Source organism: Larkinella bovis, from assembly GCF_042655385.1.
In the GTDB taxonomy this organism is placed as follows: domain Bacteria; phylum Bacteroidota; class Bacteroidia; order Cytophagales; family Spirosomataceae; genus Larkinella; species Larkinella bovis.
Genome location: NZ_JBHSMA010000006.1, coordinates 121782 through 133574, shown reverse-complemented (window position 1 = coordinate 133574; position 11793 = coordinate 121782). Strand labels below are relative to the sequence as shown.

Annotated in this window: 7 protein-coding genes and 1 pseudogene; 5 read left to right on the top strand and 3 right to left on the bottom strand. The window is 54.1% G+C overall.

All coding sequences use genetic code 11. The features are described 5' to 3' along the window. Positions 1–139: 139 nt before the first annotated feature. Positions 140–433 (top strand): annotated as a pseudogene (locus tag ACFPMF_RS18750) (four helix bundle protein); the annotation flags it as partial. A gap of 37 nt (positions 434–470) precedes the next feature. Further along, a complete protein-coding gene (locus ACFPMF_RS18745; RefSeq protein WP_379848204.1) occupies positions 471–1646 on the top strand; it encodes an acetyl-CoA C-acyltransferase in 1176 nt (391 codons plus the stop codon). Between the two features lie 26 nt (positions 1647–1672). Here ACFPMF_RS18745 and ACFPMF_RS18740 read toward each other — a convergent pair whose 3' ends face one another. Next, a complete protein-coding gene (locus ACFPMF_RS18740) occupies positions 1673–3808 on the bottom strand; it encodes a LysM peptidoglycan-binding domain-containing protein (RefSeq protein ID WP_379848202.1) in 2136 nt (711 codons plus the stop codon). Positions 3809–4089: 281 nt separating this feature from the next. On the opposite strand from ACFPMF_RS18740, the gene ACFPMF_RS18735 reads away from it, so the two are divergent. Together ACFPMF_RS18735 and ACFPMF_RS18730 are read left to right on the top strand one after the other, a co-directional pair. Next, on the top strand, positions 4090–5904 hold the full coding sequence (locus ACFPMF_RS18735; RefSeq protein ID WP_379848200.1) for an acyl-CoA dehydrogenase family protein: 1815 nt from the start codon (positions 4090–4092) through the stop codon (positions 5902–5904). A 287-nt stretch (positions 5905–6191) separates the two neighbouring features. Beyond that, entirely contained in the window at positions 6192–7640 is a 1449-nt protein-coding gene (locus ACFPMF_RS18730; RefSeq protein ID WP_379848198.1) for a Gfo/Idh/MocA family protein, read from the top strand. A gap of 49 nt (positions 7641–7689) precedes the next feature. On the opposite strand, the gene galK is transcribed toward ACFPMF_RS18730, so the two are convergent. Further along, the gene (galK, locus tag ACFPMF_RS18725) at positions 7690–8859 is read right to left on the bottom strand and encodes a galactokinase (protein ID WP_379848196.1); all 1170 of its coding nucleotides are present in this window, start codon (positions 8857–8859) and stop codon (positions 7690–7692) included. Positions 8860–9060: 201 nt separating this feature from the next. Between galK and ACFPMF_RS18720 the strand changes: the two genes are divergently transcribed. Then, the gene (locus ACFPMF_RS18720) at positions 9061–10602 is read left to right on the top strand and encodes a YifB family Mg chelatase-like AAA ATPase (RefSeq protein ID WP_379848194.1); all 1542 of its coding nucleotides are present in this window, start codon (positions 9061–9063) and stop codon (positions 10600–10602) included. Positions 10603–10605: 3 nt separating this feature from the next. Here ACFPMF_RS18720 and recF read toward each other — a convergent pair whose 3' ends face one another. Then, positions 10606–11691, bottom strand: a complete 1086-nt coding sequence (gene recF, locus ACFPMF_RS18715) for a DNA replication/repair protein RecF (RefSeq protein WP_379848192.1) — start codon at positions 11689–11691, stop codon at positions 10606–10608. Positions 11692–11793 lie beyond the last annotated feature (102 nt).

The window sequence follows — 11793 nt, the reverse complement described above, 5'->3', positions numbered from 1 at the left end:
AGATGCGAGATGTGGGACAAGAGAAGAAAGACTTTTGTTATAATCTCACATACAGCTGGAAATACACAATTTTAGAAGTTTGAAAGTATGGCAAATGTCGGTAGACTTTGTGACACGTATTTAGGTAGTCACTGCCCAATTTCCCAATGACGAAAAATCTGGTTTGTTTTCTCAGATCAAACGAGCAGCTGTTTCAATCCCTTCCAATATTGCAGAGGGTTCTGGACGCGGAAGCAATAAGGAGTTTGCTCGATTTCTGTCTATTTCGCTTTCATCTTCTTACGAACTTGAAACGCAATTGATTGTAGCCAATCATCTGAAGTTTTTAACAGAAGTAATAGCAAAAGAAACAATAGAGAGATTGCACGAAATACAACGAATGCTATTTGTGCTGCATAAAAAGCTTGGAAGTCAAGTTGCAGATAATCAGTAGGTAGTCCCTTGTCTAATCTCTTTAATCTACTAAAAACATGGACGCATACATCGTAGCTGGATATAGAACCGCCGTCGGGAAGGCTCCCCGCGGAGGACTCCGACTGACCCGCCCGGACGACATGGCGGCAGAAGTCATTAAACATTTGCTGGCGCAGGTGCCGAATTTCGACCCCGCCCGTGTCGACGACCTCATCGTGGGGAACGCCGTGCCGGAAGCCGAACAGGGTATGCAGATCGCCCGGTATGTGGCGCTGTTGTCGTTGCCGCAGAGTGTGCCGGGCATGACCATCAACCGGTATTGCGGATCGGGACTGGAAGCCATCGCTATTGCGTCGGCTAAAATCCACGCCGGGCTGGCCGACTGCATCATTGCGGGTGGCACCGAGTCGATGTCGCTGGTGCCGGTGATGGGCTGGAAAACCGCCCTGAACTTTGAAATCGCGCAGAAACACCCGGATTACTACATCGGTATGGGCCTGACCGCCGAACAGGTGGCCGAGCAGTTCAAGATCAGCCGGGAAGCCCAGGATCAGTTTGCTTACGAGTCGCACCAGAAAGCCCTGGCGGCCCAGGCAGCCGGGAAGTTCGACGGTGAAATTGTGCCGATTTCCGTAAAGGAAACCTATTTCGATGCGGATTCGGGCAAGAAAAAAAACCGGGAATGGGCCGTTACCAAAGACGAAGGCCCACGCGCCGATACAAGTGTGGAAGCATTGACGAAACTGAAACCGGTTTTTGCCGCGGGCGGTTCGGTCACGGCCGGTAACTCCTCACAGACGTCCGACGGGGCGGCTTTTGTGATCGTCATGTCCGAAAAGCTGGTGAACGAACTGGGACTGACACCGAAAGCGCGGATGCTGTCCTACGCGGCCGCCGGGGTCGAACCCCGCATCATGGGCATCGGGCCGGTCAATGCGATTCCGCTCGCCCTGAAAAAAGCCGGTCTGAAACAGGATGATATTGATCAGATTGAGCTGAACGAAGCCTTTGCGGCCCAGTCGCTGGCGGTGATTCAGGAACTGGGGCTTGATCGGAACAAAATCAATCCGAATGGTGGAGCGATTGCGCTGGGCCACGCGCTGGGCTCAACGGGTGCCCGCTTATCGGTGCAGTTGATGAACGAAATGGAACGCCAGAACCAGAAATACGGCATGGTGTCGGCCTGCGTCGGTGGCGGGCAGGGCGTCGCCGGGATTTTCGAACGGCTTTAAGACACGAAGGGAGCTAACAACTCCCTTTATTTTTTCCGGATAATAAGACGCGCGCCAACCACCGCCGTCAGGTCGGGCAGGTTGTTCCATTGTTTCACTTGTTCCGGCTTTACTTTATACCGCAGCCCAATCCGGTACATGTTTTCACCCGCCTGCACAATGTGAATCAGTTCCTCGCCCGAATCAACCGGTGCGGCTGCCGGTTTTACCACAGGCCCTCCGGCGGAGGGCGTAGCTGCGGGTTTGACCGCCGGGGGCCGGGGGGCCGGTTTTATCACGGGCGGTTTACTCAAAGCCGGTTTGGCCGCCAGTGGAACCAGCCCTTTGCGGGTTGGGGATACCGACTGATCGATCAGCAAGGGCTGACCCGGGCGCAACGGTTTCAACGCCGACACATTATTCCAGAGGTACAACTGCTGAACCGTTACGTTATACTTACGGGCCACCGTTGCGTAGGTATCGGTTTTTTCGGCAATATGCATGATCAACGGGCCACTCACTTCCTCCGGCTCGTCGTCCATTTTCGTCCCAGCGGTTTTCTCTACTGGCACCGACGGGACAATCATTTTGGCGGCACCCGAGCGGAACGCGGGCATTTCTGATTTGTTTAGCGCAGCAATCAGGCTGTCCAGCGTAGCCAGCGTCCGCCCGTTCGGGACGGCGGATGATATTTTTTCCGCCGTTGCCAGTCGCTCTTTGGGGTTTCTGATGGAATCGGTTAGAGAAACCGGCGGATTTTTAGCCTCCGAATCCGGTTTGTTGACTGCCAGAACCGGTTTGGCCTGCGTCGTTCCCGGTGGTTGATCGGGCTGCCTGGGCGACCGGTAATATTCCACCGGTAAACTGGCTGGACGCTCCTTCTGAAGCCACAAAATCCGGGCGACGGCGGGTTGCTGCTCCGGATTTACAGCGTTGTAGGCAATCAGTTTTTGCAGTTTAATACCGTATTGCTGGGCAATAGCCCATAATGACTGCCCCCGCCGGACAATGTGAAACGGCACCCTGGCCCGTTTGCTTTTTTTCTCCAGGTAATAAATTTCGCCGGCCACAATCGGCTGATCGCTACGGAGGTCGTTATACGTTTCAAACTTCTTCACTTTCAATCTCCCACGGTAGGCCAGCGTAATCCGGTTATCGAACAATTGCGCCTGAATGCCTTTTTTCCCGTTGATCCGGTAAAACTGTCCCCCGCGAACGTCCGACGGGGCGGCACTTTTTTGCAAAACCGGAAAACCGGCATCCTGCATCGCCAGTTGGCTTTCCACGGAAGACCCGGTTTTTCGTTTTAGCTCGATGTACCGGTCCAGCGTGGTCGGAATATAAACCGTGTAATCCTCCGTTTCCGGTACACGGGGCGATTTCAACCAGGTATTATGCGGACTGACACTGCTTTCATCGACGCGACAGTTCCCGGCGATTTGCGATAGACTCATTCCCCTGGTTTCTTCGTACGGAAACAACACCTGCTGCGGTTGGGGTTTATAAACCGATAGCGCCCGTTCCAGCACCACCTTGGCAGCCAGCAACCGGATCAGAAATTCATCGCTGGTATCGTTCAAGGCGTAAAGCGCCCCATCAACCGGTTTTTTGTCGGCTAATTGGGTCGTATCCGCCCGCAAACTCCGTTCATAGTGGTGTATAACCGCCACCCAGTTCGGTTTTCGCTGATAAAGCCGATTCAACCGATTGACGGCCGCCAGCGTGGAGCGGACGGGGTGGAGCCGTTCATCAACAAAAGCGTCCATCCGGAGTTCAGCGGGTGTCGATTTTCCCAAGCCCCAAAAAGCAAGCGTGGGCTTGCCGGAAACCGGGGCGGGGTCGTGCAGCGCCAGAAACAGAAAATCGTCGGGTAAGCCCTGTTGCGCCAGAAAAGGCCGAATGATGGGGAAGTAAAGCGTCATCCGCTCCAGCCGGCTGGTCACCAGCGCCCGGTTGACGTACAGCAATTCGGCCTCCTGCTGAACCAGATGCTGCGTGGCGTCGGTCAGGTGAATCATGACCCCCGCAAATTCCAGTTGGTGACCGATCCGGGGCACACCCTGCGCATAAACCGGGCCGGACGAAAGCAGCAACCACAAGCTCAACATTACCAGCCGTTGAACGAATGACCGGGCGGGTCTGGGCTGGGCCATTTCGTACGTAAACTTATTTTCCTGGGTCATAACGACAAATCACGACGCAATCATAGCGAAAGGTACAATTTAATGATATATGTACAACCAAAATAAGTATAAATTTAAACGCTTTTGGTATCAGGAGCCCAAAAGACTGCCTTGCCTGAAGGCTCGTGTCCGATTGTGCTCTTTCGGAGTGGCTTTTCAGACAAAGCTGTCGACAAATTTTGACCGTATGCTTGCATACTATCCCCTTTCTTCCTACGTTTGTATTCCTGAAGTAGGTTTGCCCTGCAGGCGGCCTTGTACAACCCTATTGACCTATAACCATGACTACCACAGAACATAAAGCATCGCTTAAAGGCGGAGAGTTTCTGATCAAGGAAACCGATGCCGCGCAGGTGTTCATTCCGGAAGAGTTTTCGGAAGAACAACAGATGATTGCCGCTACGTGTCGTGAGTTTCTGGAGCGCGAAATCTGGCCCCGGCTGGATGAACTCGACCAGGCAAAATCGCCCGAACTGATTGCGTCGCTGATGGACAAAGCTGGCGAACTGGGATTGCTCGGCACCTCGGTACCGGAAGAATACGGCGGTTTTGGGATGAATTTTAACACGTCGATGCTGGTGACGGAGGTTACCGGTGCCGGTCATTCCTTTTCCGTGGCGCTGTCGGCTCATACCGGGATCGGAACGCTCCCGATTGTGTATTACGGCAACGAGGAACAAAAAGCGAAATACCTGCCCAAACTGGCGTCCGGCGACTGGAAAGCCGCTTACTGCCTGACCGAACCGGATTCGGGTTCGGATGCCAATTCGGGTAAAACGAAAGCTAAACTGTCGGCCGACGGCAAACACTACGTCATCAACGGGCAGAAAATGTGGATTACGAACGGCGGTTTTGCCGATCTGTTCATTGTTTTTGCCAAAATTGACGACGGTTCCGGGCAGGTCGATAAAAACCTGAGCGCGTTTCTGATCGAGAAAAGTTTTGGCGGCATTACGATGAACGAGCCGGAGCACAAAATGGGCATCAAAGGCTCCGACACCCGCCAGATTTTTTTCAATGATTGTCAGGTGCCCGTCGAAAACCTGCTCTCAACGCGGGGCAACGGTTTTAAAATTGCCGTCAACATCCTCAATATTGGCCGCATTAAACTGGGGATTGCCGCCGTGGGCGGTGCCAAAGAGGTGATTAACAACGCCGTGCGGTACGCCAACGAACGGAAACAGTTTGGAACGCTGATTTCGAGTTTTGGCGCGATCAAACACAAACTGGCCGAAATGGCCATCAAGGTGTATGCCTGCGAAACCGCCTGTTACCGCGCCGGACAGAACATCGACGACCTCATCGAAAGCCTGAAAGCCAATGGCATGACCGACGCCGACGCCAAGCTGAAAGCCCTCGAGCAGTTCGCCATCGAATGCGCCATGATGAAAGTTCACGGTTCTGAAACGCTGGATTATGTGGTCGATGAAGGCGTTCAGGTATACGGTGGGATGGGGTATTCCGCCGACGCCCCGATGGACCGCGCCTACCGCGACGCCCGCATCAACCGGATTTTTGAAGGCACCAACGAAATCAACCGGATGCTGACGATCGACATGATTCTGAAGCGGACGATGAAGGGTGAACTCGACCTGATGGGGCCGGCCATGGCCGTGGCGAAAGAAATCATGTCCATCCCGGATTTCAGCGCCGACGAAGACGACGTGCTGTTCGCGGCTGAGAAAAAGGTGTTGCGCAACCTGAAAAAAGCCATTTTGATGGTAGCCGGTGCCGCCGTGCAGAAATTCATGATGAAACTGTCGGACGAGCAGGAAATTCTGATGAATCTGGCCGATATGGTGATTGAGGTTTACGTGGCCGAGTCGGTACTGCTGCGGGTGGAAAAGCTCATCGGCACCCAAGGTGAATCCGGCGTTGCCCTACAAAAAGACCTGGCGCTGGCGTATCTGCACGAAGCCGTGGAGAAGATCAACAACGCCGGCCGGGCGGCCATCACTTCGTTTGCCGAAAGCGACGAGTTGCGGGTCATGCTAATGGGCCTGAAACGGTTTACAAAAATCGAACCGCTGAATCTGAAAGAAACCCGCCGTCGAATCGCCGATGCGATGATTGCGGAGAACAAATATAGTTTCTGAGACACCGCGGCAAGGCGGTTTTTCAAAACCGCCTGCCCAACGAGTAACTTCTAAACTAAAAACCATACTTGTATAAGCCGGCTGCGGATTCGCGGTCGGCTTTATTGTTTCTCGGCAACTATTTCGGCGGACGAATAGCCCAATTATGAACTTTTTTCGTATTGTGTTCAGGCTTAGTTTGTTGAATAGGTTCTGTGTGGGCTAAAAACCGGCTAACCGGATGGACCAGGACTCCTGTCGACGCTCAAAAACAGGCGCGAATTCCCTCATTTCTAAACCCCTTTTTCATGGAAGAAAAACCGTTGAATCCCGAAAATTCCAGCCGCCGGGATTTTCTGAAAACATCGTCACTGGCCGCCACCTCGTTTCTGATTGTTCCCCGGCATGTGCTGGGCAAGGGTTACGTTGCGCCCAGCGACAAGCTCAACATCGCCGGGATTGGCGTGGGCGGGAAAGGCAAAAGCGACCTGGCTTCGTTCGCCAAAAGCCCTAATGTCAACATTGTTGCCCTCTGCGATGTCGATGATCGCCAGGCGGTTGAATCCCGAAACCGCTTTCCGAAGGCAACGTATTACAAAGATTTCCGGGAGATGCTGTCGAAAGAGCGCAAGAACATCGACGCCTGTTCCATTTCAACACCCGACAATACCCACGCCGTGGCTACGCTGGCGGCCATGCAACTTGGCAAGCACGTATACACCCAAAAACCGCTGACGCACGACATTTACGAAGCCCGAATTCTGGGCCAGGCTGCCCGAAAATACAAGGTCATCACCCAGATGGGCAACCAGGGTGGTTCGGGGAATGGTGTTCGGCGGATGAAAGAAATCTACGATTCGGGCATCATTGGCGATGTTCATAAAGTGCTGGCGTGGACCAATCGCCCGGTCTGGCCGCAGGCCATTCCAACGGACCGGACGTTTGATATTCCGAAAGAGCTGGATTTTGATCTCTGGTTGGGCCCGGCCAAAAAAGTGCCCTACAATGAAGCCTATCTGCCCTGGAACTGGCGCGGCTGGTGGCCCTACGGTACCGGCGCGCTCGGCGATATGGCCTGCCATATTCTGGACCCGGTTTTCCGGATTCTGCCGGTCGAATATCCGAATTCGGTGGAATGCAGCGTGGCCGGCACCTGGACCTTTACGCTCCGCGAGCAGGATCACAATCCGGACTGGACGCCGTTTTCGTCGTCAATTCACCTGAATTATCCCCGGAAAGATGGAAAGAGTGACATCAAACTAAGCTGGTACGACGGCGGTATTCTGCCCGAACTCCCGGAAGAATTGCAGCCGGGCGAAGCTTTCGGGAATTCGGATGGCGGGGTTCTGTTTATCGGATCGAAAGGAAAATTGATGGCCGATTGCTACGGTGCCAACCCGCGTCTGTTGCCGCTGAAAGCCAACGAAAGTCTGAACGTACCCGAAACGATTGCCCGCGTGCCGAACGAAGACCATTATTTGCAGTGGGTGGATGCCTGCATCGCCGGTTATGGCAAAGGAAAGACCAGCTCGCCTTTCGAATACGCGGCCCCTTTTACGGAAAGCATTCTGATCGGAAACCTGGCCCTGCGAAGCTGGATGCTCCGCGACAACCCCACCGCGAAGAAAACCGCCGACAAATACAACGGTCGGAAAAAACTGCTGTGGGATGCGGCTAATATGAAGATAACCAATTACGACCTCGCGAATCAGTTTGTCAAACGGGAATACCGCGATGGCTGGACGCTAACGGTGTAAACAAACTGGCGGCATCATCCATACTGAACGGGTGATGCCGCTCTTTTTATCACTCCAGGACCGACGTTCCGTTCGTGATTCGGACCGGATAGCATTTCAGTTCGATACCGAACCGGTTTTGATATGCTTCCTGCATCCGGCTCACGAATGAATCGGCGGCTTCGCGCTTCACCAGATTGAGGGTACAACCCCCAAAACCGCCCCCCATCATCCGGCTGCCCAAAACCGCATCGTCTGCCCGGGTCTGATCGACCAGAAAATCCAGTTCTTCGCAGCTCACTTCGTATTCGTGTTGCAACCCGTCGTGGGTTTCGTACATTTTCCGGCCAAAAGCCACCAGATTGTTGGTCAGCAAATCCTGACAAGCCTCCCGAACCCGCTGGATTTCTTCGGTTACATACCGGCAACGCTGGTACACTTTTCCCGGCATCTCGTCGCGGTGAGCGTCCACCAGCGCCGTCGTCGCATCACGCAGCAGGTGAATCGAAGCGTCATACTGTTGGAGAATCGCAACCCCGGTTTCGCATTCCTGCCGCCGGGTGTTGTATTCGCTGTCGCCGAGGGAATGCTTAACGCCCGAGTCGCACAGAATTAAGGCGTAATCCGTCGTCTGAAACGGAAAATATTCGTGGTGGAGCGATTTACAATCCAGTTGGATTACAGACTGCGCGCGTCCGAACATCGACGCAAACTGGTCCATAATGCCGCAATTAACGCCGACAAACAGGTTTTCGGCCCGCTGGCTCAGTTTCACCATATCGAGCGTCGCCAGCCCCAGGTCATATAACTGGTTCAGGGCGAACGCCAGCCCGCACTCCAGGGCGGCCGACGACGACAAACCCGCTCCCACCGGAATGTTTCCGCCAAAAACCAGGTCAAAACCGCCGGGCTGAAAACCGGCTTTCTGCAGCTGATCGACGACGCCCATCAGGTAGTCCGGCCAGCCCAGAGGTGAGGGCGTCAACGCATCGAGCGGGAACGAAAACGTTTGATTGAGATTCTCGGCCACGATCCGGCCCGTTTGATCGTCGCGCCGGGCAATGACAAACAGGATTTCCTTGTCGATGCTGGCGGGCAATACCAGACCGCCGTTGTAATCGGTATGTTCGCCCAGCAGGTTGATACGCCCCGGCCCGCGCACCAGCAAGTCGGGTTCACGGTTAAATTCCCGGCGAAAAACCGCCAAAAGCTTCTGAATATACGCGTGTTGAGTTACCATAGTCATTGTTAGAAAAACCGTCTGCCGACAGAGACGCCAATTTTGCCCAAAGTTGGGGGCTTTTCAGCGTTTATAAAAGGGCGCGTGGTAAATCCGAGCGTTAAACACCCGTTTCGATTTACGCAATGCGCGAAAAACTGGGTACCGATGTATCCTTCCGGGCGGTTCCGCGTCTAACCACTAAAACCGAAACCTGTTTTCATGTTGTCCAAAACGTTCGGAAGCGCCGTTCACGGTGTCAGCGCGACCATTATTACGATTGAAGTGACAGTAGCTCAGGGGCTGCATTTTCACCTGGTTGGTTTGCCCGACAGCGCCATCAAAGAAAGCGAACAACGCGTCGAATCCTCCCTGAAATATTTTGGTTACCGGATGCCCCGGCAAAAAATCGTGGTCAACCTGGCACCGGCCGACATCCGCAAAGAAGGTTCTTCGTATGATTTACCAATCGGCCTTTGTGTGTTACAGGCCTCGGAACAGATTAGCCCCGAACGGAAACTGGAAGAGTACGTGATCATGGGCGAGCTGTCGCTCGACGGACGGTTACGGCCCATCAAAGGCGTATTACCGATTGCCATCGAAGCCCGTAAGCGCGGTTACAAAGGCTTTGTACTGCCCGCCCAGAACGCGCCGGAAGCCGCCATTGTCAATAACCTGGAGGTAATCGGCGTCGAAACCATGATGGATGCCGTAGAATTCTTTGAGGGAAAGAAAGCCATCGAACCGCTGGTGACCGATACGCGGGAGCTGTTTGCCAACACGCAGAATGCCTACGATGCCGATTTTGCCCACGTTCAGGGGCAGGAGAACATCAAACGGGCGATGGAAATTGCCGCGGCTGGTGGTCATAACGTGATCATGATTGGGCCACCGGGTGCCGGTAAAACCATGCTGGCCAAGCGATTGCCGACCATTTTGCCGCCCCTGACCTTACACGAAGCGCTGGAAACTACCAAGATTCATTCCGTCGCCGGCAAACTGGGCAGCCGGGCAACGCTGATTGCCACGCGCCCGTTCCGGTCTCCGCACCACACCATCAGCGATGCGGCTTTGGTGGGCGGGGGGAGTTTTCCGCAGCCCGGCGAAATCTCCCTGTCGCATAACGGCGTTCTGTTTCTGGACGAATTACCGGAATTCAAACGGACGGCGCTGGAGGTGATGCGGCAACCGCTGGAAGAACGGAAAGTGAGCATCTCGCGGGCCAAATGGGCGGTCGAATTTCCGGCCAATTTTATGCTGATCGCCAGCATGAATCCGTGCCCCTGCGGGTATTATAACCATCCCGAAAAAGAGTGCGTCTGCGGACCGGGCGTGGTGCAACGGTATCTGAACAAAATCAGCGGCCCCTTGCTCGATCGCATCGACCTGCACGTCGAAGTAACCCCGGTTTCGTTCGATCAGATGACGGCCAATCGTCCCTCGGAAAGCAGCGCGTCCATCCGCGAACGGGTTATCCGGGCGCGGGAAATCCAGACCGGGCGGTTTGCAAACCAGCCGGGGATTTATTCCAACGCCATGATGCCGTCGCAGATGGTAAAAGACGTTTGTAGCATCCATGAGGATGGGTTGGCGTTACTCAAAACCGCTATGGACCGTTTGGGATTATCGGCCCGCGCCTACGACCGGATTCTGAAAGTATCGCGCACGATTGCCGATTTGGCCGCCAGCGAACGCATCGAAACCGAACACCTGGCCGAAGCGATTCAATACCGGAGTCTGGACCGGGAAAACTGGGCGGGCTAGACTTTACCCCTCCGTCCGGAAATACGCCACATCAGCCTTCACAGCGGCCAGCAGGTCTTTTGTCCGGTCGGGCCGGGCATCGGTGATGAAAATCTGGCCGAAGGTGTGATGCTCCATCAACGTGATCAGTTTGTCGATCCGGCGGTCGTCGAGCTTATCAAAAATATCGTCCAGCAACAGCAGCGGTTTAACCCCCTTTTCGGCTTGTAACTGCTCGAACTGCGCCAGTTTGAGGGCAATGACGAACGTTTTCTGCTGGCCCTGTGAACCGAATTTCTTCAGCGCCACGCCATTGGCTTCGAACACGAAATCGTCTTTGTGAACGCCCTTGTTGGTGCGCTGCAACTGAATATCCCGCTGTCGGTTCCGGCGAAAATCTTTCGGAAACTCTTCATTTCCCACTTCCGATTCGTAAATAATATCAACAGCTTCGCGGGCTTCGCTCAGGTAGGCATAATGTTTCTGCACAATCGGCAAAAACTCCGCGATGAACCGCTTCCGGCGCGCGTAAATCTTCTGGGCCAGTTGCAGGAGCGGTTCGTTGTAGGTTTCGAGCAGTTCCTCGTCCAGGTAATTCCGTTCGGCAAAGAGTTTTAAAGTGCCGTTCCGCTGTTTCAGGATCTGCTGGTAAAACAGGTAATCGCGGAGGTAGTCGGCATCGAGTTGCGACAGAACGCCGTCGAAAAAATGCCGGCGTTCTTCGCTGTGCTCCCGCACCAGATCGGTGTCGTTGGGGGCCAGCATCACCACCGGAAACCGCCCGATGTGTTCGCTGATGCGCTCGTACGGTTTTTTGTCGGATAACAGCACCTTTCGCTGCCCGCGTTGGAGACTACAGGTAATCTGAACCGGTTTGTCGTCCAGCCGGAAAATACCGTCGATAATGAAGAAATCGCTCTGGTGGTGAATGCTTAAGGCATCCTGGTTATGGAACGCACTCTTGCTTAACGACAAAAAATAAACCGCATCCAGCAGGTTGGTTTTTCCGCTGCCGTTCGGCCCGACGATGCAATTGATCTGTTCGCTAAATGTAAAACTCCCTTCCTCGTAGTTTTTGAAGTTGGTCAGGTTGAGTTTTTCCAAATACATCGGTATGGTTGTTAGCAGGAATTGCGTATTTTCGCGGCATCGTGGCCGTAACAGCCGCGTGTTTAAGCAACAAAGATACAGGTCGTTTGTTATCGAAAGGCA

Coding starts and splice junctions, on each gene's coding strand:
- ACFPMF_RS18745 (WP_379848204.1), top strand. CDS start 471: ATGGACGCATACATCGTAGCTGGATATAGAACCGCCGTCGGGAAGGCT.
- ACFPMF_RS18740 (WP_379848202.1), bottom strand. CDS start 3,808: ATGACCCAGGAAAATAAGTTTACGTACGAAATGGCCCAGCCCAGACCC.
- ACFPMF_RS18735 (WP_379848200.1), top strand. CDS start 4,090: ATGACTACCACAGAACATAAAGCATCGCTTAAAGGCGGAGAGTTTCTG.
- ACFPMF_RS18730 (WP_379848198.1), top strand. CDS start 6,192: ATGGAAGAAAAACCGTTGAATCCCGAAAATTCCAGCCGCCGGGATTTT.
- galK (WP_379848196.1), bottom strand. CDS start 8,859: ATGGTAACTCAACACGCGTATATTCAGAAGCTTTTGGCGGTTTTTCGC.
- ACFPMF_RS18720 (WP_379848194.1), top strand. CDS start 9,061: ATGTTGTCCAAAACGTTCGGAAGCGCCGTTCACGGTGTCAGCGCGACC.
- recF (WP_379848192.1), bottom strand. CDS start 11,691: ATGTATTTGGAAAAACTCAACCTGACCAACTTCAAAAACTACGAGGAA.